This window comes from Pseudomonas sp. BF-B-26 (assembly GCF_019956495.1).
Classification (GTDB): domain Bacteria; phylum Pseudomonadota; class Gammaproteobacteria; order Pseudomonadales; family Pseudomonadaceae; genus Aquipseudomonas.
Genome location: NZ_JAHBDP010000079.1, coordinates 1 through 24,708 on the forward strand (window position 1 = coordinate 1; position 24,708 = coordinate 24,708).

Annotated in this window: 21 protein-coding genes; 14 read left to right on the forward strand and 7 right to left on the reverse strand. The window is 61.6% G+C overall.

The features are described 5' to 3' along the window. Positions 1 to 74: 74 nt before the first annotated feature. On the reverse strand, positions 75 to 911 hold the full coding sequence (locus KGB03_RS16500; RefSeq protein WP_008148459.1) for an IclR family transcriptional regulator: 837 nt from the start codon (positions 909 to 911) through the stop codon (positions 75 to 77). A 244-nt stretch (positions 912 to 1,155) separates the two neighbouring features. Between KGB03_RS16500 and KGB03_RS16505 the strand changes: the two genes are divergently transcribed. The 9 genes from KGB03_RS16505 to KGB03_RS16545 all read left to right on the forward strand — a co-directional run bounded on the left by KGB03_RS16505 (position 1,156) and on the right by KGB03_RS16545 (position 11,131). After that, positions 1,156 to 2,181, forward strand: coding sequence for an ABC transporter ATP-binding protein (locus KGB03_RS16505; protein WP_223527645.1), 1,026 nt, complete (start codon positions 1,156 to 1,158; stop codon positions 2,179 to 2,181). Further along, positions 2,178 to 3,047, forward strand: coding sequence for an ABC transporter permease (locus KGB03_RS16510; RefSeq protein ID WP_223527647.1), 870 nt, complete (start codon positions 2,178 to 2,180; stop codon positions 3,045 to 3,047). Before KGB03_RS16505 ends, KGB03_RS16510 begins: the two co-directional genes overlap by 4 nt. Positions 3,048 to 3,053: 6 nt before the next feature. Next, positions 3,054 to 3,848, forward strand: coding sequence for an ABC transporter permease (locus KGB03_RS16515; protein WP_056740278.1), 795 nt, complete (start codon positions 3,054 to 3,056; stop codon positions 3,846 to 3,848). A 7-nt stretch (positions 3,849 to 3,855) separates the two neighbouring features. Then, complete coding sequence (locus KGB03_RS16520; protein WP_192410481.1) at positions 3,856 to 4,146, forward strand: (2Fe-2S)-binding protein; 291 nt, start codon at positions 3,856 to 3,858, stop codon at positions 4,144 to 4,146. Positions 4,147 to 4,684: 538 nt separating this feature from the next. Next, positions 4,685 to 6,040: an NAD(P)/FAD-dependent oxidoreductase gene (locus KGB03_RS16525; RefSeq protein ID WP_223527649.1), complete on the forward strand. Its 1,356-nt coding sequence runs from the start codon at positions 4,685 to 4,687 to the stop codon at positions 6,038 to 6,040. Next, complete coding sequence (locus KGB03_RS16530) at positions 6,037 to 7,152, forward strand: NAD(P)/FAD-dependent oxidoreductase (RefSeq protein WP_223527651.1); 1,116 nt, start codon at positions 6,037 to 6,039, stop codon at positions 7,150 to 7,152. Before KGB03_RS16525 ends, KGB03_RS16530 begins: the two co-directional genes overlap by 4 nt. Positions 7,153 to 7,170: 18 nt before the next feature. Continuing rightward, positions 7,171 to 8,217, forward strand: a complete 1,047-nt coding sequence (locus tag KGB03_RS16535) for an ABC transporter substrate-binding protein (RefSeq protein ID WP_102616487.1) — start codon at positions 7,171 to 7,173, stop codon at positions 8,215 to 8,217. A gap of 277 nt (positions 8,218 to 8,494) precedes the next feature. Next, positions 8,495 to 9,622 (forward strand): cell division protein ZapE, encoded by a 1,128-nt coding sequence (zapE, locus tag KGB03_RS16540; protein ID WP_223527653.1) that lies wholly within the window; start codon positions 8,495 to 8,497, stop codon positions 9,620 to 9,622. Positions 9,623 to 9,817: 195 nt separating this feature from the next. After that, positions 9,818 to 11,131, forward strand: coding sequence for a leucine-rich repeat-containing protein kinase family protein (locus KGB03_RS16545; RefSeq protein ID WP_223527655.1), 1,314 nt, complete (start codon positions 9,818 to 9,820; stop codon positions 11,129 to 11,131). A 159-nt stretch (positions 11,132 to 11,290) separates the two neighbouring features. On the opposite strand, the gene KGB03_RS16550 is transcribed toward KGB03_RS16545, so the two are convergent. Beyond that, positions 11,291 to 11,998 (reverse strand): YebC/PmpR family DNA-binding transcriptional regulator, encoded by a 708-nt coding sequence (locus KGB03_RS16550; protein WP_008148440.1) that lies wholly within the window; start codon positions 11,996 to 11,998, stop codon positions 11,291 to 11,293. Positions 11,999 to 12,230: 232 nt separating this feature from the next. Here KGB03_RS16550 and KGB03_RS16555 point away from each other — a divergent pair, with 232 nt between their 5' ends. Further along, complete coding sequence (locus KGB03_RS16555) at positions 12,231 to 13,655, forward strand: type VI secretion system Vgr family protein (RefSeq protein WP_223527661.1); 1,425 nt, start codon at positions 12,231 to 12,233, stop codon at positions 13,653 to 13,655. Positions 13,656 to 13,658: 3 nt separating this feature from the next. Here the strand turns inward: KGB03_RS16555 and KGB03_RS16560 are convergent, their stop codons facing one another. Both KGB03_RS16560 and KGB03_RS16565 read right to left on the reverse strand, forming a co-directional pair. Further along, positions 13,659 to 15,050: an FAD-dependent oxidoreductase gene (locus tag KGB03_RS16560; protein WP_223527662.1), complete on the reverse strand. Its 1,392-nt coding sequence runs from the start codon at positions 15,048 to 15,050 to the stop codon at positions 13,659 to 13,661. Positions 15,051 to 15,119: 69 nt separating this feature from the next. After that, positions 15,120 to 16,445: an MFS transporter gene (locus KGB03_RS16565; RefSeq protein WP_218535704.1), complete on the reverse strand. Its 1,326-nt coding sequence runs from the start codon at positions 16,443 to 16,445 to the stop codon at positions 15,120 to 15,122. A gap of 268 nt (positions 16,446 to 16,713) precedes the next feature. On the opposite strand from KGB03_RS16565, the gene KGB03_RS16570 reads away from it, so the two are divergent. Further along, on the forward strand, positions 16,714 to 17,586 hold the full coding sequence (locus tag KGB03_RS16570; RefSeq protein ID WP_111449071.1) for a LysR family transcriptional regulator: 873 nt from the start codon (positions 16,714 to 16,716) through the stop codon (positions 17,584 to 17,586). Between the two features lie 111 nt (positions 17,587 to 17,697). On the opposite strand, the gene KGB03_RS16575 is transcribed toward KGB03_RS16570, so the two are convergent. Beyond that, positions 17,698 to 18,561, reverse strand: a complete 864-nt coding sequence (locus KGB03_RS16575) for a LysR substrate-binding domain-containing protein (protein ID WP_223527664.1) — start codon at positions 18,559 to 18,561, stop codon at positions 17,698 to 17,700. Positions 18,562 to 18,670: 109 nt separating this feature from the next. Between KGB03_RS16575 and KGB03_RS16580 the strand changes: the two genes are divergently transcribed. From KGB03_RS16580 to KGB03_RS16590, 3 genes are all read left to right on the forward strand, one after another. Next, the gene (locus KGB03_RS16580) at positions 18,671 to 19,780 is read left to right on the forward strand and encodes a 2-aminoethylphosphonate--pyruvate transaminase (protein WP_223527667.1); all 1,110 of its coding nucleotides are present in this window, start codon (positions 18,671 to 18,673) and stop codon (positions 19,778 to 19,780) included. A gap of 152 nt (positions 19,781 to 19,932) precedes the next feature. Then, on the forward strand, positions 19,933 to 20,760 hold the full coding sequence (phnX, locus tag KGB03_RS16585) for a phosphonoacetaldehyde hydrolase (protein ID WP_223527669.1): 828 nt from the start codon (positions 19,933 to 19,935) through the stop codon (positions 20,758 to 20,760). 186 nt (positions 20,761 to 20,946) lie between these two features. Further along, positions 20,947 to 21,495, forward strand: a complete 549-nt coding sequence (locus tag KGB03_RS16590; RefSeq protein WP_218535697.1) for a cytochrome b — start codon at positions 20,947 to 20,949, stop codon at positions 21,493 to 21,495. A gap of 10 nt (positions 21,496 to 21,505) precedes the next feature. Here KGB03_RS16590 and KGB03_RS16595 read toward each other — a convergent pair whose 3' ends face one another. Further along, on the reverse strand, positions 21,506 to 22,423 hold the full coding sequence (locus tag KGB03_RS16595) for a 1-aminocyclopropane-1-carboxylate deaminase/D-cysteine desulfhydrase (protein WP_223527671.1): 918 nt from the start codon (positions 22,421 to 22,423) through the stop codon (positions 21,506 to 21,508). Between the two features lie 171 nt (positions 22,424 to 22,594). Next, complete coding sequence (locus tag KGB03_RS16600) at positions 22,595 to 24,634, reverse strand: FAD-dependent oxidoreductase (protein WP_223527673.1); 2,040 nt, start codon at positions 24,632 to 24,634, stop codon at positions 22,595 to 22,597. Positions 24,635 to 24,708 lie beyond the last annotated feature (74 nt).

Here is a 24,708-nt window from a genome sequence, read left to right on the forward strand (position 1 = left end):
ACATTCAAGATTTATGTCGACTGTCACACCGCTTTCGCGAGCAAGCCCGCTCCCACAGGGGATTTGTGGCGGTTTCAGCCCTGCCCGAACACTTGCGAAGGCCTACGCAGCAACGGGTCGAACGGATTGATCCGAGGTCCGATCAGCGCCGCTTCGCGCTTGAGCATTTCCACCACCGTCGGCAAGCGATCCGGTCCCAGCCGATCGCTCACGGTGGCCACACTCAACGCTGCGACCGCTCGCCCTTCACGATCCAGAATCGGCACCGCCACCCCGGCCATGCCCTGCAACACGCCGGTGTTGCGCCCGGCATAACCGAGCTTGCGCACGTTCTCGACTTCCGAGCGCAGGAACACCTCGTCGTACAGGTGGAAATCCTTGAGCCTCGGCAAGTTGTAGTGAATCACCGTGTCGCGCTCTTCTTCCGGCAGGAACGCCAGAATCGCCAGGCTGCCCTGCCCCACGCCCAGCGCCACCCGGCCGCCGATGTCACCGGTAAAGGTGCGGATCGGAAACGGCCCTTCACTGCGGTCCAGGCAGATCGCATCAAAACCACTGCGCGCCAGTAAAAACAACGAATCCCCCAACGACGCCGACAGCCGCAGCAACGCCGGACGCACCAGTTCGCGCAGGTTGCCGGTGTTCCCGGCGCGGGCCGCCAAGGCAAAGAACTCCAGGCTCAAGCGATAGCGTTTGCTGCGCGCATCCTGCTCGACCATGCCCTCATCCATCAGGCTGCGCAGCAATCGGTGCGTGGTCGGTTGTGACAAACCGATGCGCTGGGCCAGTTGCGTCACCCGCTCCCCGCCCTCGACGGTGTCACCCAGACTGCGCAGCACGGCAAACAGTCTGGAGACCGCGCCAACACCGACATCACTTTTGCTTTCATTCCGCTCAATGGAATCTGTCATGGGTTTTCTCGAGTTTTAATTTACTCACCGAATGAAACTGAAAATAGTCATCGCTTCAGTGAAATAGGCCATTGAGCCCATCCTATTCTTCGTCCTACTCTGCGTCCAGACAGGGGCGATTCGAACAACAGCGGCAGCCGACAGAAGTCGAGCGCCAACGCACCCAGCAAGACCTTTTCGTATCTGCCCATACAAAAAAGCGCGCCTTCGGGCGACGCATAACAATCTCAGGTGGAGCGCAGTTATGGCTTTTGTGCAACTTGAAGGACTCGGCAAACGTTACGGCGAGATCGACGCCGTTGTTGCCACCAACCTCTCGGTCGAGAAAGGCGAGTTCGTCTCGCTGCTCGGCCCCTCCGGCTGCGGTAAAACCACCACCCTGCAAATGATCGCCGGCTTCGTCGAAGTCAGCAGCGGCCGCATTGTGCTGGACGGTCGCGACATCACCCACGCCAAACCCGCCAGCCGTGGTCTGGGCGTGGTGTTCCAGAGTTACGCGCTGTTCCCGCACATGACCGTGAAAGACAACGTCGCCTTCGGCCTGCGCATGCGCAAAGTGGCCAGCGGCGAGTTGCAGCAGCGGGTGGACCGGGTGCTGAAACTGGTGCGCCTCAACCAGCACGCCGAGCGTTACCCGCGAGAACTCTCCGGCGGCCAGCGTCAGCGTGTTGCATTGGCTCGGGCCCTGGTGATCGAGCCGCCGGTGCTGCTGCTCGATGAGCCGCTGTCCAACCTCGACGCCAACCTGCGCGAAGAAATGCAATTCGAGATCCGCCGCATCCAGCGCGAAGTCGGGATCACCACGCTGATGGTCACCCATGACCAGTCCGAAGCACTGTCCATCAGCGACCGGGTGGTGGTGATGCAGGCCGGGCGCATCACCCAGATCGACGCGCCGTACACCCTTTACGAACACCCGCGCACCGAGTTCATTTCCGGGTTCGTCGGCAAGGCCAATCTGTTGCCGGGCGAGCGGGACAGCGCCGGTGTCGTTCAAGTGTGCAGCCGCGGCGGCGGCGAATTGACCTTGAGTCTGCGTCCGGAAAAAATCGATCTGCGGGACAAAGGCCAAGGCCGCCTGCAAGGCAACATCGTCAGCCGCTTCTTTCTCGGCAGCCAATGGCTGTATGGCGTCTCGACAACCTTGGGCGAACTCAGCGTAGTGCGCCGCAACGACGGTTCGGCACCGCTCACCGAAGGCTCGGCGGTCGGGCTCGATTGGGACGCAACGCTGCTGCGTGTGCTGAGTGTCGACGAGGTGCCGGCATGAGTACGCTTGTCGCCATTCGCCAGGGACGCCAGGGTTACTGGCTGTCGGCACCGGCCCTGGCCTTGTATCTCAGCCTGCTGGTTATCCCATTGCTGCTGACCTTGGTGCTGTCGTTCAACGTCTTCGACTACAGCTCGGGGATCAACGGCGACGCCTACACCCTCGACCACTACAGCAGCCTGCTGGGCGATCCGTACTTCTACGAAATCTTTTTGCGCACGATGTGGATCAGCGCCCTGACCACCCTGCTCTGCGTGGTGATCGGCGTTCCCGAGGCCTACATCCTCAGCCGCATGGGCACGCCGTGGCGCTCGATTTTCCTGATTCTGATCCTCACCCCGCTGTTGATTTCGGTGGTGGTGCGCGCTTTCGGCTGGAGCCTGTTGCTCGGCGCCGACGGCCTGGTCAACCAGACCCTGCAAGCCTTCGGCGGCTCGCCGATGAAACTGCTCTACACGCCGTTCGCGGTGGTGATTGCGCTGGTCCACGTGATGCTGCCGTTCATGATCATTCCGGTCTGGACCTCGCTGCAAAAACTCGACCCGGCGGCCGAGCAGGCCGCGATGTCCCTCGGCGCCAGCCACTTCACCGTGATGCGCCAAGTGGTGCTGCCGCAGATCATGCCGGGCGTGCTCTCCGGCACTTTGATCGTGTTCGGGCTGGCGGCGAGCTCGTTTGCCATCCCCGGCCTGCTCGGCGGACGCCGGATAAAAATGGTCGCCACGCTGATCTACGACCAGTACCTGTCGGAGCTCAACTGGCCGATGGGCGCGGCCATCGCCGTGGCCCTGCTGTTGCTCAACCTGCTGATCATGCTGTCGTGGAACCGGATGATCGAAGGCCGCTACAAGAAGTCATTGGGATAACTCGTCATGTCCAAGAACGGTCCTTTCGCCCTGCTGTTCCATACCCTGGTGGTGCTGTTCATGCTGGCGCCGCTGGTGGTGGTCTGCCTTGTGGCCTTTACCCCGGAAAACACCCTGAGCCTGCCGACCACTGAGTTTTCCCTGCGCTGGTTCCGCGCGGTGTTCGAGCGTGCTGACTTTGTCGATGCGTTCTACAACAGCCTGATCCTGGCGTTTTGCGCGGCCAGTCTGGCGACGCTGATTGCGGTGCCGGCGGCGCTGGCGATCACCCGCTTCGAGTTCCCCGGCCGCGACTTTTTCAACGGTCTGTTCCTGTCGCCGATCATCATTCCGCACCTGGTGCTGGGTGTGGCGTTGCTGCGCTTGTTTGCGCTGATGGGCGTCAACGGCAGCTTCGCCTGGCTGATTTTCGCCCACGTGCTGGTGATCACACCGTACGTGTTGCGCCTTGTGCTGGCGTCGGCCATCGGCCTGGATCGCAGCGCCGAACACGCCGCGCAATCGCTCGGTGCCGGGCGCTTCACGCTGTTCCGGGAAATCACCTTGCCGATGATTCTGCCGGGGGTCGCCGGGGGCTGGCTGCTGGCGTTCATCAACAGTTTTGATGAGGTCACGCTGTCGATTTTCGTCACCTCGCCGGCCACGCAAACTCTGCCAGTGCGGATGTATGTGTACGCCACCGAATCCATCGATCCGATGATGGCGGCGGTGTCGGCACTGGTGATTGCGCTGACTGCGTTGACGATGATTCTGCTCGACCGGGTCTACGGCCTCGATCGGGTTCTGGTGGGCAAACAATGAGGGCGCCATGGCTCTGCTGAAACGACTGGCCGAAGGCGACCGCCCGGCCCTGGACTTTACCCTCGATGGCACACCGGCCACCGGCCTGCTCGGCGACACCTTGCTGACGGCGGTGCTGACCTGCAGCGAACACTTGCGCGGCAGCGACTTCAGCGCCGAACCCCGCGCCGGATTCTGCCTGATGGGTGCGTGTCAGGACTGCTGGGTAAGGCTGGGCGATGGTCGACGCGTGCGCGCCTGCTCGACGTTGCTCGAAGCCGGACAGCAGATCAGCCGCGAACCGGGGAGGCCCCTATGAACACCTTTCCTACCAGCAAAAACCGTATCCCCTGTGGGAGCGAGCCTGCTCGCGATTGCAATCTGTCTGCCAGCATTAATGTTGAATGTCCAACCGTCATCGCGAGCAGGCTCGCTCCCACAAGGGATCGGCAACGGTCACGAAAGCCGGGGGCACCCCGCATCAATTGTGGGAGCGGGCTTGCTCGCGAAAGCGTCGTGTCAGCCACCACACTTTTTGAATGTACCGCCCCCTTCGCGAGCAGGCTCGCTCCCACAAGGGATCGGCAGCGTTCACAACACCCGGGGGCACCCCGCATCAATTGTGGGAGCGAGCCTGCTCGCGATAGCGGTCTGTCGGCCAACACATCTGTTGAATGTGCCGCCCCCTTCGCGAGCAAGCCCGCTCCCACAGGGGGTCGGCGGTGTTCACGAAAGCCGGGGGCACCCCGCATCAATTGTGGGAGCGGGCTTGCTCGCGAAAGCGTCGTGTCAGCCACCACACTTTTTGAATGTACCGCCCCCTTCGCGAGCAAGCCCGCTCCCACAGGGGGTTGGGTATGAATTCGGTGGTCATCATCGGTGCGGGTCCGGCCGGGATTCGGGCAGCGCAAACATTGGTCGCCCACGGCGTTCGCCCGGTGCTGCTGGACGAAGCCGCACGCGGTGGCGGGCAGATTTATCGTCGCCAACCAGCAAATTTCAAGCGCTCGCCAGTCAAGCTGTATGGCTTCGAAGTTGGCAAGGCCAACGCGCTGCATCAGACGATCGACGCGCTGCGCGAGCAACTCGATTACCGCCCCGAGACGTTGGTATGGAACGCCGAGGACGGTGCGCTCGACACCTTGCATGAAGGCCGCGCCGCTCGGCTGGCGTTCTCCCGGGTGATCGTCGCCACGGGCGCCACCGACCGGATTCTGCCGGTGCCAGGCTGGACCCTTCCGGGGGTTTACAGCCTCGGCGCTGCGCAGATCGCCCTCAAGTTTCAAGGCTGCGCCATCGGTGAACGCGTGGTGTTCGCCGGCAGCGGGCCGTTGCTGTACCTGGTGGCGTATCAATACGCCAAGGCCGGCGCCAAGGTGGTCGCGGTGCTCGACAGCTCGCCGTTCAGCGCTCAGGCCCGCGCCCTGCCCGGCCTGTTCTCGCAACCGGCCACCTTGGCCAAAGGCATCTATTACCGCAGTTGGTTGACCGCCCACGGCATCCCGGTGCATCAGGGCGCCAGCCTCACAGGCATCAACGGCGAACAGCGGGTGCAATCGCTGACCTGGCGCAACGCCAAGGGCGATCAGCCTCTGGAGTGCGACGCCGTCGCCTTCGCCCACGGTCTGCGCAGTGAAACCCAACTCGCCGACCTGCTCGGCTGTGAATTCGCCTGGAACCCGCTCAACCGCGCCTGGCTGCCGCAACGCGACAGCGCCGGTCGCAGCAGTGTCGCCGAGGTTTACCTGGCCGGTGACGGCGCCGGCATCATGGGCGCCGACGCGGCGGAAATGGCCGGCGAGCGCGCGGCCCTGGCGTTGCTCGAAGACATCGGTTACCTGATCCCGCCGCAACGTGGGGCTCAATTGGAGCAGGCGCTGGGACGGATCGATACCTTCCGCCAAGGTCTGGAACGGGCCTTCGTCTTTCCCGAGCATTGGGCCGCCGATGCCCCGAATGACGTGATGATCTGCCGTTGCGAAGAAGTGCGGGCTGGCGACATCCGCCAGGTTGTGCGCGAGGGTCATTGGGAGATCAACCGGGTCAAGGCGCATTGCCGGGTCGGCATGGGCCGCTGTCAGGGACGGATGTGTGGCGCCGCCGCCGCGGAAATCATTGCCTGCGAAAGTCAGCGCTGCGTGTCCGACATCGGCAGGCTTCGGGCTCAGGCCCCCATCAAACCCCTGCCGTTTGGTCTGGAGGTCGAGTCATGATCGAAGTCGATGCCGTCATCATCGGCGGCGGAATTGTCGGCGCCTGCGCCGCGCTGTTTCTGAGCAAGGCCGGGCGTCGCGTGGCGCTGCTGGAGCGGGACTTTTGTGGCTCGCATTCCAGCGGCGTGAACTACGGCGGCGTGCGGCGCCAGGGGCGACCACTCTCGCAACTGCCGCTGTCGCAGCGGGCCCACGACATATGGGGACAACTGCCGCAGCTGATTGGCATCGACGGTGAGTATCAGCGCAGCGGCCACCTGAAGCTGGCCCGCAGCCTCAACGATCTGCACGCCTTGCAAGACTATGCCGCCAGCAGCCGGGGCTTTGGCCTCGACTTGCAGGTACTCGATCGCAGTGAATTACGCGCACGTTTTCCGTGGGTCGGCGAGGTGGCGGTCGGTGCCTCGTTTTGCCCCGGTGACGGTCATGCCAACCCGCGACTGGTGTCCCCGGCGTTTGCCCGGGCGGCGCGGCGACATGGCGCCCAGGTCCATGAACAATGCCCGGTGACAGCGGTGGAACACGATGGCCAACGCTTTCGTATCAGCACTCAAACCGGTCTGGAGCTGCAGGCGCCCTGGCTGCTGAATTGCGCCGGAGCCTGGGCCGGCACCGTGGCAGAACAGTTCGGTGAGAAAGTGCCGATGCACGCCGGGCACCCGGCGATGCTGGTCACCGAGCCGTTGCCGCTGGTGATGAATGCCAGCACCGGGGTCGAGGGCGGCGGTATCTATGCCCGTCAGGTCGCTCGCGGCAATTGTGTGTTGGGTGGCGGCCAGGGGTTTGCCCTCGACGGTGCCCGCGCCCGGCCGGGCCAGCACGCGGTAATCGAGATCCTGCGTCAGGCGGTCGAGCTTTATCCGTTTCTTGAAGGCGCCCAGGCGATTCGTACCTGGAGCGGCACCGAAGGTTACCTGCCCGATCGCCAACCGGTGATCGGCCACAGTGGCACTCAACCCGGTCTGTTGCACGCGTTCGGCTTTGCCGGTGCGGGGTTTCAGATCGGCCCCGCGGTGGGCCAGGCGCTCACCGAAATCATCTGCAGCGGCGCCTCAAAAACGTCGCTGGATGCGTTTTCCATCACCCGGTTTCACTCCATCTCCGTTGCTTGATAGAGGAAGGTCGCGCTAATGAATAACGTCAAACGCACTGCACTGCTCGGTATCTCCTGCCTGGGCGCCCTGCTCGCCGCCACCCAGGCCCAGGCCGAACCGACGCTTTACCTGGGCATGAACGGCGGGACCATGGAGCGGCTCTACGCCGACAAGGTGCTGCCGGTTTTCGAGAAGGCCAACAACGTCAAAGTGGTGATCGTGCCCGGCACCTCCGCCGATATTCTGGCCAAGGTCCAGGCCAGCAAAGGCAACCCGCAGATGCACGTGATGTTCCTCGACGACGGCATCATGTACCGCGCCATCGCCATGGGGCTGTGCGACAAACTCGAAGACAGCGCACCGCTGGCGCAGATTCCGGCCAAGGGCCGCATCAAGGATCAAGCGGTGGCGGTCAGCCTCGGCGTGACCGGGCTGGCGTACAACACGCGTCTGTTCAAGGAGAAAGGCTGGACCGCGCCGACCTCGTGGATGGACATGGCCGACCCGCGCTTCAAGGACAAACTGGTGTTCCAGTCGATGGCCTCCTCGACCTTTGGCCTGCACGGGTTCTTGATGTTCAACCGGATTCAGGGCGGCAGCGAAACCGACGTCGAGCCAGGCTTCAAGGCGTGGCCGAACACCGTCGGGCGCAACGTGCTGGAGTACATTCCGAGCTCGGCGAAGATTTCCGAAATGCTTCAGACCGACGAAGCCGCGCTGTTCCCGCTGACGCCGACCCAGGTCACCGCCCTGAAACTCAAGGGCATGCCGGTGGAATATGCGCAACCGAAGGAAGGCGCCGTGGTGCTCAACGTGGCCGAATGTGCCATCGCCAACAACACTCAGCCGGAACTGGCGCAAAAACTCGCTGCTTTCTTGCTGACACCTGAAGCGCAGGCCGCTGCGCTTGAAGACGGCGACCAGATCCCGTCCAACCCGAATACCCCGACCACCGACAAGACTCGCGGCCAGGTGGAGGCGATGAAGCAGTACCTGACCACTGCCATTGCGATCGATTGGGATCAGGTCAACGAACAGCGCCCGGCATGGAATGCGCGGTGGAATCGTAGTATCGAGCGGTAACCAGCGGATACAACACCATCGAGGTAACACAGCAAACCTTGTGGGAGCGGGCTTGCCCGCGAATGCGTAAGGTCAGGCAACCGAAAGGGTGACTGACACACCGCCTTCGCGTTCAAGCCCGCTCCCACAGGTTTCGCGCTTGACTGACTGACCTCAGGAAAGCGCCCTCGCCACCAGCGCTTTCGTCGACAGAACTGGAATGAAAATTCCCCGTTTGGTTACACTACGCCGCCGCAGCTCGGGGGAGCCGGCGTGCAAATTACGGGGTGAAATCACAGTGGCCGTTCGACCGCCAAACCGCTCGCGACTCACGCCACGCTGGCCTGCGCTTCGCCGCTTGTTCGGCAACTCATCGACGGCATCCGCCGGTAACACCGCAACCGGTCGAGTCATCCACGACTACTTCCACCGCAAGGCCCACACCCAGGGTTACACCCTCAGCCATAGCCAACTGCGCGTCATCGACTGCATGGCGCAACACGCCGCAGCGCTGTCGGGCACCTCGGCAAAAACGCTTCCCGGCCTTTATCTGCACGGCGCTGTGGGTCGCGGCAAGAGCTGGCTGCTCGACGGTTTTTTCCAGGCCCTTCCCATTGCGGAAAAACAGCGCCTGCATTTTCATGGTTTTTTTGCGGACCTTCACCAGGGAATGTTCACTCATCGCGATCAACCCGATGCACTGGAAACCACCCTCGACGAACAGCTGCGCGATTGCCGGGTGCTGTGTTTCGACGAGTTTCACGTCCATGACATCGGCGATGCGATGCTCATTACCCGGCTGTTCAAGGCATTGTTCCGCCGACGCATCCTGCTGCTGGTCACATCCAACTACCCACCGGAAGGACTGCTGCCCAACCCGCTGTACCACGCGCGCTTCAAACCGGCGATCGACCTGATCAACGCTCGCATGCAGGTCATGGAGGTCGGCGGCCCCCACGACTACCGCAGTCAGGCGAGAACCCACGCCCAGCAGCTGTTTACCCAAGGCCAGTACGTCTGGCCGGCCACGGTGGCGCAGCGTCAGTCGTTGAACCTGCCCGAACGCGACGCGCCGGCCATTCAACTGCCCGTCGGGACACGCAATCTTCAGGCCCGACACTGCGAAGGGCGAACCATCGGTTTCACCTTCGGCGATCTGTGCGACCACCCCACAGCGGTCATGGATTACCTGGAGCTGTGCCGACGTTTCGATCATTGGTTCATCGATAAACTGCCCAACCTCGCCGAGTGTTCCATCGCCGCCCAGCAGCGCTTCATCAATCTGGTCGACGTCCTGTACGACCAGGACAAGCACCTGATTCTGCTCGGCCAGCGGTCTTTGCGCGAAAGCCTGGGCGGCGATGCCATCGATCTGGCGCGCACGCGCAGCCGGTTGGGGCAATTGGTCGAAGTCAGGGGGCCGTAAGTTTTGTGGTGTCTGTCAGGCCGCCTTCGCGAGCAAGCCCGCTCCCACAGTTGATCGCATTCCAATGTGGGAGCGGCGGTGCGACGATTCGACTTGCTCGCGAAGGCGGCCTGACAGACATCACACATTTGCCGGTATCATGTCGCCCGTTTCCAGGCCTCCGCGCCCTCCTCTCGATCAAGAGTGAATCTGTTCATGGATACCCTTGCCCAACTGCGCGCCGGCCAACTGTCGGGCATCACCCGCCTGGACCTCACCGGCGGCCTGACGGAGTTTCCGCGAGAAATCTTCGACCTGGCGGACTCGCTGGAAGTCCTCAACCTCAGCGGCAATGCCTTGAGCAGTCTGCCGGACGACTTGCACCGCCTGACCCGTTTGCGCGTGTTGTTCTGCTCGGACAATCTGTTCACCGAACTGCCCGACTGTCTGGGCCACTGCGCCGCGCTGACGATGATCGGCTTCAAGGCCAACCGCATCGAGCGCGTGCCAGGTGCCGCCCTGCCACCGTTGCTGCGCTGGCTGATCCTGACTGATAACTGCATCACTGAACTGCCGGCCGAGTTGGGTGAACGCCCGCACCTGCAAAAACTCATGCTGGCTGGCAACCGCTTGCAACGTTTGCCGCAGAGCTTGCGTCATTGCCATCGACTCGAACTGATCCGCATCGCCGCCAATCAGTTGAGCGAGTTGCCCGAGTGGCTGCTGTCCCTGCCCAGCCTGACCTGGCTGGCGTACGCCGGTAACCCGCTGGAGACCGAAGCCGATGCGGCCGCTCTCGAAGCCACGCCCCGCATTCCCTGGTCTGAACTGCGACTGGAGCAGCAACTGGGCGAAGGCGCCTCAGGAGTGATTCATCGGGCCATGTGGGATCGACCGGACCAGCCGGCCACACAGGTCGCGGTCAAACTCTACAAAGGCGAAATGACCAGCGATGGCTCGCCGTTGCACGAAATGAACGCCTGCATCACCGCAGGTTGTCACCCCAACCTGATCCGGGTTGAAGGGCGAGTCGTCGAGCATCCAGAAGCCCAGGCCGGGCTGGTAATGCAATTGATCGATCCGAGCTACCGCAATCTGGCCGGGCTGCCGAGCCTGGCGTCATGCACCCGCGACGTTTACGCCAACGACACCCGGTTCAGCGCTGGCGTGGCATTGCGGATCGCCTGTGGCATCGCCTCGGCAGCCGAACATTTGCACCAGCATGGCATCACCCACGGCGACCTCTACGGCCACAACATTTTGTGGAACGAGCACGGTGATTGTCTGCTGGGGGATTTTGGCGCCGCGTCTTTCCATGCCCTCTCGGACAGCCTTGAAAGCCGTGCGCTGCAACGGATAGAAGTGCGGGCGTTTGGTGTTTTGCTGGGGGAATTGTTGGAGCGGATCGACTCAGGGTTGAGCGATGAAGGTCGTGTGCAGCTGGAGCAATTGCAGCAGCGCTGCTGTCAGCCGCAGGTGCTGGAGCGACCGGGGTTCGCGGAGATTGTGCGAATACTGGAAAATCGGTGACCGCTACGCGGTCATTCGCGAGCAAGTCGAATCGTCGCACCGCCGCTCCCACATTTAATCTCTGTTAATAGCAAAATATGTGTTTAACACAGATAAATGTGGGAGCGGCGGTGCGACGATTCGACTTGCTCGCGAAAGCGGTGTCACTGAAAAATCAAATTACCCCGCCAACCCGACAAACATGTCCTGCACGTCATCGTGGTTATCGAGGCCTTCGAGGAAGGCTTCGACTTCAGCCATCTGCTCATCGCTCAGACCGCTGACCGGGTTTTTCGGCTGGTAACCCAACTTGGCCGACAACACGGTGAACCCTTGCTCGGGCAGGGCTTTCTGCACAGCGTCCAGGTCCGCAGGCTCGGTCAGGAACAGGGTCGTGCCCTCTTCATCACCTGGCTCGAAATCCTGGGCGCCGGCTTCGATGGCGGCCATTTCCGGATCGGCGTCAGGGCTGTCCGGGGACGCCTCGATCATGCCGACATGGTTGAAGTCCCACGCTACCGAACCGGAAGCGCCCAATTGGCCCTTGCGGAACGCAACGCGGATTTCAGCGACGGTGCGGTTGATGTTGTCGGTCACGCATTCAACGATCAGCGGCACCTGATGCGGTGCGAAACCTTCATAGGTCACGCGATGGTATTGCACGGTTTCACCCAACAGGCCCGCGCCTTTCTTGATCGCGCGATCCAGGGTTTCCTTGGGCATCGAGGCTTTCTTGGCCTGCTCGACCACCAGACGCAGGTGTGCGTTGGTGGCAGTATCGGCGCCGTTTCGGGCCGCGATGGTGATTTCTTTTACCAGTTTGCCGAAGATCTTGCCCTTGGCGTTAGATGCCGCTTCTTTGTGTTTAACCTTCCACTGTGCGCCCATTACTCACTCTCTTGATCTATGGCGCCGAGACATCTATTGGCCGACGCATGGCGCAAGTTTATACGCCCTAAAGTTGGCAATCGACCAAAAAATCCACCCTGTTTACCCGCATGACCAATCGACATCTTCACCGGCAGTTGTAGGGCGTTTCTGAAACTTCGATTTGCGGTGACCATAAAGGGCTGTGGTTTCGTACCCTCTGCGCCCGAATTCCATGGCAGAAGCGCGCTCGATGCACAACGACAAGGAAAGTCCCTTCACCCTGACACTTCTCGACGGCGATTTGAGTTTGCAGGTGTTGCAATTCAGTGGCCGAGAAGCCCTCAACCAGCCCTATCGATTCGACATCGAAGCGATCGGCCTCGCACCGGCCATGAACCTCGACCGATTGCTGCAGCAGCCGGTGTTCCTCAGCCTGATGGAGGGCCAGGGAATTCATGGCGTACTTCACAGTGCCAGTCGCGAGCATCGCGGCCCACACCGGATCGGCTACAAACTGGTGCTGGTGCCCTACCTTCAATGGCTCGACCGGCAGCGTTCACGCCGCGTCTTTCATCACCTCAGCGTACCGATGATCCTGCGCCAACTGCTGGAGGAACATGATGTGCCCGCAGGGAGCTATCGCTTTGAATTGTCGAACGAACACTATCCCGTCCGGCCTTTTTGCATTCAGTACGAGGAGAGCGATCTGGCATTGCTGCAACGGCTGTGCGAAGAAGAAGGCATTCACTATCACTTCGAACATCAGCGCGACAGGCATGTGCTGGTCCTGGCCGATGACAGCCTGAGTTTCCCCCAAGACCCCGTCCTTACGCCGTTCCAGGGCAACGCGCCCGACGACACTGACGTGCCGGTGATCAGTGAGTTGCTCCAGCGCCATGACTCGCCGCCCTTTCCCTCACGACTGGAAGCCAGGAACCGTGGCTCGCAAAAACCCGACGAGGGAGCGGCCAACCACGCTTTCGGCAAACCGTTGCCGCTGAGGGTCCGGCCCGCGGCCGAGCACATCCATCGCGATCAGTTGAGCCGACGACAACTGGAACGTCTGCGTTGCCAGCACCTGCAGATCCACGGTCAAAGCAACCAGAGCGCACTGCGCAGCGCACGGATAGTGCAAGTGTCAGAACATCCACTGGCGAATTTCAACGATCAGTGGCTGCTGACCGAAACCCGACATCAGGGCCAACAACCTTCGATTCTTGCCACCGACAAACCCGTCACTGTCCGCCATTACCGCAATCAGTTCACCGCCATTCCCTGGTCAACGGTATTCAGGCCGGCGCTCAAACAGACCAGGCCGAGCATCCCGGGCTATCAGCCCGCCCGGGTGCTGGGCCCTGCCGGGCAGCCGGCGGCGCTGGATGATCGAGGTCGAATACAGGTCGGGCTGTGGCCAACAGCGCAAGCGGATCCGCTTGAATCTGCCGGACTCTGGCTACCGGTGGCCCTTGCAGCGCCGGACGCTCGGATTAACCCGTGCAACCTGCCAACGGGCGGCAGCGACGTCCTGATCAGTTTTCTCGACAGTGATCCGGACCGGCCGGTGCTGTGCGTCGGCATGGGCCATCACCCACGCACCCGGCCTGTTCCCGAGCCACGCCGCGATAGCCACTTGCTGCTCGATTGGCTGGTCAATCGCTCGGACCTCATGCCCTGACACTCAGCCCTTGTCGGCCTTGCCGGCCGCCGCCGCGAACTTCGCCAGACGCACATCCAGATGCCGTGGCCGGCGCCCGTGATCCTCGGCGCGTTCCTTGCGGCGAATGGCGTTGCGCACCATCAGGGAGCCGAGGTAACGAATCGGTTCTGGCGGAAACAAGCCCAACGGTCCGTTGACCAGAGGCGAACGGGTCCAGGCGTTGTCCAGTCCCTGAACCATCGAGGCGAGAATCTGCCCGCCCATATGACACGGGCCAACCCCGCTGCCGGAGTATCCGAAACCATAAAACACGTTGCCGCTGGCACTCATCTGACCGAAAAACGGCAAACCGGTGACCGATCGATCAGACGGACCGTTCCAGGTCGCCTCGACCTTGACCTGGGCAAACGCGGGGAAGAACTCGCTCAGGCTGTGCTGCAACAAACCGGCATAGGGCGATGGCTGATCGAACACCGGCAACATTCGCCCGCCGTAAGCAAAGGTGTTGCCGCCCTTGCCGAGCATGATTCGGCCGTCCGGAGTGTTGTGGTAGTAGTGCACGAAAATCCGCGAATCGAGCACGGTGACGCCGCTGGTCAAGCCGATCTCGTTGAGCAGATCAGGTCGTGGTTCGGTGATCAGCATGTCGCTGGAAACAATCGCCACACTGCGCTCGAACTGTGGAAACGCCCGGGCCATCCAGGCGTTCATCGCCAGCACCACGCGATCCGCGCGAACGGTGCCGTTGCGGGTTTGTATCCCCGCAGGCTTGCCCTCCTGCAACCCAGTCATGGCGGTGTGCTCGTGAATCCTCACCCCGAGTTGTAAGGCCACCCGGCGCAAGCCGCGCACCAGTTTGCCCGGTTGCACGCTGGCCGCCGCCGGGGAAAACCAGCCTTCCAGATGTTTGCTGGAACCGGCCATGCGTTGCACATCGGCCACCGGCCGTTGGTTGAAAGAGTTGATGCCATTGCGCTCCAACGCCGCGATCACGGCATCGGTCGAGCCGCATTGGGCACGGTTGGTGGCGGTGTAGAGCGTACCGTCGAGGCGGTAATCGGCGTCCACCGCGTACTGCTCGCAAAAGGCGCCGATGGCATGGATGCTGCGCTCCGACTCCTTGACCAGTCGCACCGCTTCTTCGACGCCGAACAGCCGTTCAAGGGTGAAGTACTTGGCCGACCACGACAGCGCACAACCACCGTTGCGACCACTGGCGCCGGCGCCGCAGATATCGGCCTCGATCAGCAGCACATCCAGTTCGGGGTTCTGCTCCTTGAGCATGATCGCGGTCCACAACCCGGTGTAGCCGCCGCCGACGATGCAGACATCGGCCCGGGTGTCGCCTTCCAGTGCCGGGCAGGTGTCGGATACATCGGCCTTCAGGGCCTGGTCCAGCCAAAAGGGTCTCATTGGAAATCTCCAGTCAGATGTCCACCCGCTAGCCTGCCGCAGGCGCAGCAAGCCGCGAGGGAAAGGGGTTCAGCTGCGCAGAGGTTTTACAGTCATCCGTTGGTTAGGCACGAAAGCGCTTTCGGCACGCAGGCCAGCCGGGCGGCTGTTCCAGTGCGGGATCAGCACCAGGGCCGAGAACAGCGCGCAGCCGGCGAAGACGATGAACACGGTGACCGAGTCGAAGTAGCCCGGCAGCAATCCGCCGAGAATCGCCCCGACCGAACCGCAACCGTTGACGAAGCCGGCCGCTGTGGCGCCCGCCTTGGCGGTGCCGAAATCGATCGCGGCCGCGCCGCTGATCATCGAGTCCGGTCCATAAAGGGTTAGGCCCATGACGAACAGCAGCGCCACCACCAGCATCACGCTGCCGGTATGCAGGGCGCCCATGAACAACGCCAGGGTCACCGTCAGCGCCAACAGGCTGAGCACACACGCCGGCATGCGTCGGGCGCCAAACAGTTTGTCCGAAGCCAGCCCCAGCAGGATCGGCCCAAGCAACCCGGCCAGTTCAAATGCGGTCGGAATGATTGCCGCGCCGACCTTGCCCACCGAGGGCATCTGCTCGAAGACGATCACCGGCCCCCAGAGCAGAATCGCGTAGCGCGCCGGTTTCAGCAGAAAGTACGCGAGGCCCAGAACCAGCACGGTGCGGTTGCGCAAAATTTCCTTTAACGGTTCCAGAATGCTGATCTTGCTTTGCGCGTCGGCCTCTTGCGCCGTCAGCTGCGGCTCCGGTTCCACCGCCGGCAAGCCAACGTCTTCGGGTTTGTTGCGCTGAAAAATAAAAAACAGCACGGCGACCAGCCCAACCACCGCCGCACTGGAAAAGAACGCCGCATGCCAGGTGCCGATCAGCGTATACGCCCACCAGCCAGCAAACGGCGAAGCCACCAACCCACCAAAGGCGTAGCAGGAACTCCACAACCCCAGCACCCGCCCGCGCTGCTCGGCGGGAAAGAAGCTACCGAGGTTCTTGCACAGCCCGGACCAGCCGGTGGACTGGGCAAACCCTTGAATCAACATGCAGGTAGCGAAGATTGGCAACGTCGCAAAACTGCCCATCACCAAGGCTGCTGCCGCTGAAATCAACAACCCGCCAAACACTACGACCCTTGGGCCAAAGCGGTCGGCCAGGATGCCCCAGGTGAATTGCCCGATGGCATAAGCCGTGAGGTAGATGGCGTCGAGGTTGGCCATGGCCATTTTGTCGAGCATGAAGGTGGGGTCTTCGGCGATCCCCAGTTTTGCCACGGAAAAAGCTTTGCGGGTGAAGTAGAACGCGGCGTAAGCGAGCCAAGTGATCGCGAAGATCTGCACGCGCCAACGCTTGATGGTGCCGATGTGCTTGTTCATGGTGGTTCTGACCTCAGGGTGTGAGTGTGCCGGCAGAAATTGAGAAATAACGCCTGTTTTTTTATTGTTGAGCACTTCGATATCGCGGCTTCCCTTTGGCGATATCGGTCAGATGAGTCCTGCTGTTGCACGCACAGGCTCATGGCCGCCGACGCTGTTCGACTGACCAGTCACCGGGGCTGAGGTGGATAAAAACAATTACTGATTAATAAGTGAAATCGATTTATCGTATTTCCAATATAAGCTCAGCTTGTTACTGGAGGTTTCGATGTCGGTTTCCCACGCCCAGCTCAAAGCCTTCCACGCCGTGGCCGTCCATGGAAGCTTCACCAAAGCCGCCGAGCGGCTATTCCTCACGCAACCGGCGATTTCCGACCAAGTGCGCAAGCTCGAAGAGCGCTTCGGTGTGCTGCTGTTCCACCGCAACAAACGTTCGGTCCGGCTGACGGATTTGGGCGAGCGGTTGCTGAGCATTACTCAACGATTGTTCGTTATCGAGGCCGAGGCGCAGGAGCTCTTGCATGACTCCAGGGCCTTGCAAACCGGCAGCCTGATTCTCGCGGTGGATGCGCCAGTGCATGTGTTGCCGCAGATTGCTCGCTTTTGTGAGCGCTACCCCGGCATCAGCGTGAAGATCGAAACTGGCAACACCGACGAATCGCTGTTCCGGTTGTTCAACTACCAGGCCGATCTGGCGCTGCTGGGCCGGGAGGTGAGTGACGAGCGTCTGATCTCGTTGCCGCTGCGCAACGACCCGATGGTGGCGTTCGTTTCGCGCCATCATCCATGGGCCGACCGCGAGTCGATTTGCCTCGCGGATCTGGATGACACGCCGTTGGTGCTGCGGGAAATCGGCTCGGTGACGCGGCAGACATTGGAAGAAGAAATGGCTCAGGCAGGCTTACGTATCCGCCCGGCGATTCAGGTTGAAGGCCGGGAAGCGGCGCGTGAGGCGGTGGTGGTGGGGATTGGTGTCGGTGTGGTGTCGGCCGCCGAGTTCGGTGCAGATTCCAGGGTTTGCGCGCTGCCGATTACCGACTGCAAACGGCGATTGACCGAGACACTGGTGTGCTTGCGCGAGCAGAGTTCGCGGCGGGTGGTGGCGACGTTTCTGGAGATGGTACGCGAAAGCCTTGTGTAGGCAGGCCCGGCCCCTTCGCGAGCAAGCCCGCTCCCACATTTGACCGAGTTCTTCCTGGAGAAATGCGATCAAATGTGGGAGCGGGCTTGCTCGCGAAGGCCGCGCCTCGGTTTATCGGGCGGGTGCCAAATCGAAAAACGCCTGTATCAAGCGCAAATCCCGCCGCCGCTCCATGCAGCCAATCATGTGTCGGTTAACCAACCCTTCACCCAGAATTGGCACCGCCGCCACCCGCGGGTCATGACTGACCTCCACCGACGACACCACGCCAATCCCCAACTCTGCGGCGACGGCTTCGGTCACCGCCTCGCGACTGTCCAGCTCCAGCAACACCCGTGGACTGACCAACGCCGCCGCGCACGCCTCGTCGAAAGTGCGCCGGGTGATCGAACTCGGCTCACGCAACACCATGATCACCTGATCCAGCGCCTTGAGCGGCACCCCCTTGGACATCTGCGCCCAGGGATGACCGTCAGGCACCAGCGCACAAATCCGTGATTCGCTCAAGTCTTGCAAATGCAGCCCCTTGCGCGGTTCGACCTCGGTCAGCACCGCCACGTCGGCATGCTCCGACAACAACGCCGCCAAGGTTTCCTGAGCATTGCCCAGCCGCAGGTTCACGGTAATGCCGGGATACCGCGCGCGCAAACTGGCGAGCATCGGCATGACCATGTGCGGCCCGTCCGCCGCCACCTCCAGACGCCCGGTCAGCAACTGCCGGTTCGCTTCCAGCATCACTTGCGCTTCTTCGGCCAGACCGAACATTGCCCGGGTGATCGCGGCCAGTTTGGTGCCCTCCTCCGTCAGCTCCACCCGTCGTGCGGTGCGCCGCAACAGGGTGATCTGGTAATGCTCCTCCAGCGCCTTGATGTGCCCGGTGACCGCCGGTTGGCTGATGAACAGTCGCGCGGCGGCCCGGGTGAAGCTGCCCTCGCGGGCCACCGCATCGAATGCGCGGAGCTGGAACAGGTTCATGAATAACCCTCACTGATGGCTGGCATAACAACAAACAATTTGATTGATAGCACAGCAAATTGCAATTTAAGCCCCGTAGCTTCATCCCATCGATTGCGAGGACACGAGAATGAGTACTGCCGAACCCATCCTGCTCACCCCCGGCCCACTGACCACTTCGGCCCGCACCCGTCAGGCGATGATGGTCGACTGGGGTTCATGGGATGACCGTTTCAATCAACTGACCGCCAGCCTGTGCGAACAACTGCTGGCGATCATCAACGGGGGCGACAGCCACCACTGCGTGCCGCTGCAAGGCAGCGGCACATTCGCGGTCGAAGCGGCGATCGGCACGCTTGTGCCTCGCGATGGCAAAGTCCTGGTGCTGATCAACGGCGCCTACGGCAAACGCCTGGCGAAAATCTGCGAAGTGCTCGGCCGCTCCTTCAGCACCTTCGAAACCGCCGAAGACGAGCCGACCACCGCCGCCGACGTCGACCGCCTGCTGCGTGCCGACGCCAGCATTACCCACGTCGCGCTGATCCACTGCGAAACCAGCACCGGCATCCTCAACCCGCTGCCGGAAATCGCCCACGTCATCGCGCAACACGGCAAACGCCTGATCATCGACGCCATGAGCTCCTTTGGCGCCTTGCCGATCGATGCGCAACAGGTGCCGTTCGACGCGCTGATCGCCGCTTCGGGCAAATGCCTGGAAGGCGTGCCGGGAATGGGCTTTGTCTTCGCTTGCAAAGAAGCGCTGGCCAATGCCGCTGGCAACTCGCACTCGCTGGCAATGGACCTTTTCGATCAGCACACCTACATGGCCAAGACCGGCCAATGGCGCTTCACCCCGCCGACCCACGTGGTCGCGGCGTTGCACGAAGCCCTGCTGCAATACAACGAAGAAGGTGGTTTGCCCGCCCGGCATCAGCGCTATGCCAACAACTGCCAGGTACTGCTCGATGACATGGCCAAACTGGGGCTGCGCAGCTTCCTGCCCGCCGCGATTCAGGCGCCGATCATCGTCACTTTCCATGCGCCGAAAGATCCGCGTTACCAGTTCAAGGAATTCTACGAACGCGTCAAGGCCAAGGGTTTCATCCTTTATCCCGGCAAATTGACCCAGGTCGAAACCTTCCGCGTCGGCTGCATCGGCCACGTCAACCAGGACGAGATGCACGCGGCGGTGGCGGCAATCGCCGAAGTACTGCGCGAGATGGAAGTCCTCGAAATCTGATTCACACCGCAATCCCCTGTGGGAGCGGGCTTGCTCGCGAAAGCGGACTGACATTCACCCTTGATGTCGACTGACAGGGCCCTATCGCGAGCAGGCTCACTCCCACAAAAAACAGCGCCTCTATTAGCCAGTTGCCACAGGATTTGATCACCATGAACTATACAAACCCAACCAAACTGCAAGCCGCCATCCTCGACTGGGCTGGCACCGTGGTCGATTTCGGCTCCTTCGCCCCAACGCAGATTTTTGTCGAAGCTTTCGCTGAATTCGACGTCCAGGTGTCCATCGAAGAAGCCCGCGGCCCGATGGGCATGGGTAAGTGGGACCACATCCGCACCCTGTGCGATCAGCCGCAAGTGGCCGAACGTTATCGCGCCGTGTTCGGCCGCACGCCGACCGACGATGACGTCACCGCCATCTACAAACGCTTCATGCCCCTGCAAATCGAGAAAATCGCCGAGCACTCGGCGCTGATTCCGGGCGCGCTGGACACCATCGCCAACCTGCGCCAGCAAGGAATCAAGATCGGTTCCTGCTCCGGCTACCCGAAACAGGTCATGGACAAGGTGGTCGAACTGGCCGCCACCAACGGCTACGTCGCCGATCACGTGGTCGCCACCGACGAAGTGCCCAACGGTCGCCCATGGCCGGCCCAGGCGCTGGCCAACGTGATTGCACTCGGGATCGATGATGTCGCGGCCTGCGTGAAGGTCGACGACACCGTGCCGGGCATTCTTGAAGGTCGTCGCGCCGGCATGTGGACCGTGGCGCTGATTTGTTCCGGTAATGCGCTGGGCCTGGACTACGAAGGTTACCGCGCCCTCGGCAGCGACCAACTGGACAGCGAACGCAAGCGCATCCACGGGATGTTCGAAGGCTCGCGCCCGCACTACATGATCGACACCATCACCGATTTGCCGCAAGTGATCGCCGATATCAACAAGCGTCTGGCCAAGGGCGAGATGCCACAAACCAGCTGATTGCGCCTGTCGCAGCATAAAAAAGCGCCAGTTTCTTAACGGAACTGGCGCTTTTTTGTGGCCAACCACTTGATCCAGAGCATTGCACGCCCAAATAGCCACAGGCAAATCCACCAAAGCGGATTACAGTTAAAGCACACCGTCGAACAAGAGCGGTGGCTCGACCTGACCTGTGAGGAACACCGTATGCCCTGGAAGAATTCCGACTCACGCTACAGCACCGTATCGATCGCGATGCATTGGTTGATGCTGGTCCTGCTGGCGCTGGTTTATGCCTGTATCGAATTTCGCGGGATCTTTCCAAAAGGCAGTGGCGGCCGGACGCTGATCACCGAATCGCACTTCATGCTGGGTTTGTTGGTGTTTGTCCTGGTTTGGCTGCGGCTATTCGCTCGAAGCCTGGGCCCGGCACCGAAAATCTTCCCGGCCTCGCCTCACTGGCAGGTCGTGCTGGCCAAACTGATGCACTGGGCGCTGTATATTTTCATGATCACCATGCCGATTCTGGGCTGGCTGGTCACCAGCGCCAAGGGTCACCAAGTGATGTTCTTCGGCTTCGACTTGCCATTGCTGGTCGCGGAGGACAAGGCGTTGGCCAAGCAGATACAGGGTTGGCATGAACTCGGCGGCACCATTGGTTACTGGCTGATCGGCCTGCACGCCGTAGCGGGGATTTATCACCACTATGTCGTGGGTGATAACACCTTGCTGCGGATGATGCCCAAGCGCGGGTGAGTCCCGCCGCTCACTGGAAACCCCGGCGGCCCTGCAAACCGCCGGTATGGACGAAGATCAGGCGCGTGCCGCTTTCGAATCTTCCCGCTTCTACTTGCTGCTTGAGCGCCAACAGGGCTTTGCCGGTGTACAGCGGTTCGAGGGGAATGCCGCTGGCCTGTTCGGTCTGATCGATGAATTCGAGTAACAGCGGATCGATTTTGGCAAAACCACCACGGCTGGCGCTGAACCATTCATAAGCGCGATCCGGTAAACCCGCTTCTTGCACAATTGATTCGACTTGCTGTGCCACACCATGATTGTCGGGCACCGCCAGCGCGCCATACACCGGATGTTCACCCGCCTCGGCCAGCACCAGACCAGCCAGGGTGGTGCCCGTTCCGCAGGCCAGCCACCAACCGTCGTAGTCGCTCCAGCCCAGACCGTTCAGTTGCTCGCTGACCATTGCCCTCAGCTGCATACAGCCCTTTGCTCCCTGCAAACCGCCGCCACCTTCCGGTACAGGATGCAGGTCGGGATACTGCGCCTGCCATGGCAACCAGAAACCCGGCTCGTTCCGCGCGCGATAACCGCCATAACCCAGCCAATGCAACTGCATGCCGAACGCCTGCAAGTCTTTCACCGTCGGCGTTTCTTGCGGATGACCGCGCAGCAGGCCAACGGTGGTGAAACCAAAACGTTTACCCGCCGCGGCCAATGCATGCAGATGATTGGAGTGGGCACCGCCCAGACTGATGATGCCTTCGGCACCGACCCGGTCAGCGGCTTTCAGGTGCTCGATGAGTTTGAACCACTTGTTGCCGCTGATCAGCGGGTCGATCTGGTCGAGACGCAGGATCGCGACTTCGATGCCAGCGTTGGTCAGCCAGCCGAGATGAAGGGATACGAGGGGGGCCTGGGGTAGCCAATCGGTTGGAGGGGAAAGCATTGGCGCCTGATTGTGCTCGGATAGATCCAGCAGTCTAGCCGCTCAATGGACGCCTTCGCGAGCAAGCCCGCTCCCACAGGGGTTTTGTATCGGTCACAAAATTTGTGAACAACACAGAACCTGTGGGAGCGGGCTTGCTCGCGAAGGCCGTTGGCACGCTAAACCTGGGGGTTACAACTCAGCCGCCAGACGCGAACCCTGGTTGATCGCACGCTTGGCATCCAGCTCCGCCGCCACATCCGCGCCGCCAATCAAATGCACGTTCTGCCCGGCCGCCACCAGCCCCTCGTGCAATTCACGCAGCGGATCCTGCCCGGCGCAGATCACGATGTTGTCCACCGGCAGCAACTGCGGCTCGCCGGTTTCGCCGATGCGGATGTGCAAACCCTCGTCGTCTATCTTCAGGTACTCGACGCTGTTGAGCATCTGTACCTGCTTGTTTTTCAGACCGGTGCGGTGAATCCAGCCGGTGGTTTTACCCAGACCATCGCCGACCTTGGATTTCTTGCGTTGCAGCAGGAACACTTCACGCGCCGGTGCGTGAGGTTCAGCCTTGATGCCGGCGACACCGCCGCGCGCTTGCAGATGCGTATCGATGCCCCACTCCTTCCAGAACGCCTCGCGATCCTGGCTGGTGGCCACGCCTTGTTGAACCAGGAACTCCGAGACATCGAACCCGATACCGCCGGCACCGATCACCGCGACGCGCTTGCCCACCGGTTTGCGTTCAAGGATCACGTCCAGGTAGCTCAACACCTTGGCGTTCTCGACACCCGGAATCGCCGGGGTTCTTGGCGCGATGCCGGTGGCGAGAATGATCTCGTCGTAACCGCCCTCGACCAGTTTCGCCACGTCGACGCGAGTGTTCAGGCACACCTCAACGTGGGTGGTCTGCAGTTTGCGGTTGAAGTAGCGCAGGGTTTCGAAGAACTCTTCCTTGCCCGGCACACGCTTGGCGATATTGAACTGGCCGCCAATTTCACTGGCCGAGTCAAACAGGGTCACCTGATGACCACGCTCAGCTGCCACGGTCGCGGCGGACAAACCCGCAGGGCCGGCACCGACCACCGCGATTTTCTTGATCTGCTGCACCGGCAGGTAATTGAGTTCGGTTTCATGGCAGGCGCGCGGGTTCACCAGGCAACTGGTCAACTTGCCGCCGAAGGTGTGATCGAGGCAAGCCTGGTTGCAGCCGATGCAGGTGTTGATTTCATCGCCACGACCGGCCGCGGCCTTGTTGACGAAGTCCGGGTCGGCGAGGAATGGCCGCGCCATGGAGACCATGTCGGCATCGCCTTCGGCCAGAATCTGCTCGGCCACTTCCGGGGTATTGATCCGGTTGGTGGTGATCAGCGGAATGCTCACCGAGCCACGCAGCTTGGCCGTGACTTTGCTGAACGCGCCGCGCGGCACTTTGGTGGCGATGGTCGGGATCCTCGCTTCGTGCCAGCCGATGCCAGTGTTGATGATGGTCGCGCCGGCCTGCTCGATGGCCTTGGCCAGCGTGACGATTTCTTCCCAGCTGCTACCGCCTTCCACCAGATCGAGCATCGACAGGCGGAAGATAATGATGAAGTTCGGGCCTACCGCATCGCGCACCCTACGGACGATTTCCACCGGCAGGCGCATGCGATTTTCATAGCTGCCACCCCAGCGGTCAGTACGGTGGTTGGTGTGGGCGGCGAGGAACTGGTTAATGAAATAACCTTCGGAGCCCATGATCTCGACGCCGTCGTACTCGGCCTGTTGCGCCAGGGTCGAACAGGTGACGAAATCGCTGATCTGCTTCTCGATGCCTTCCTCGTCCAGTTCTTTTGGCTTGAACGGGTTGATCGGCGCCTGAATGGCGCTCGGGGCGACCTGTTTCGGGCTGTAGGCATAACGCCCGGCGTGAAGGATCTGCATGCAGATCTTGCCGCCGGCCTCGTGCACCGCGCGGGTGACGATCCGGTGCTTGAGCGCTTCTTCCTCGGTGGTCAGTTTGGCTGCGCCGGAGTACACCCCGCCCTCGTCGTTCGGGCCAATACCGCCAGTGACCATCAGGCCAACGCCGCCGCGGGCACGTTCGGTGAAGTACGCCGCCATGCGCTCGAAACCGCCGGGCTTTTCCTCAAGACCGGTGTGCATCGAACCCATCAGGGTACGATTGCGCAGCGTGGTAAAACCCAGGTCCAGCGGGGCCAACAGGTGCGGATAATGAGCGGCGGCCATCGGTAACTCCACATCGAGCGATCACGGAAAAAGTGCAGGAGCTCTACGGCCCCCATCAGTCATGTTGGACAGAC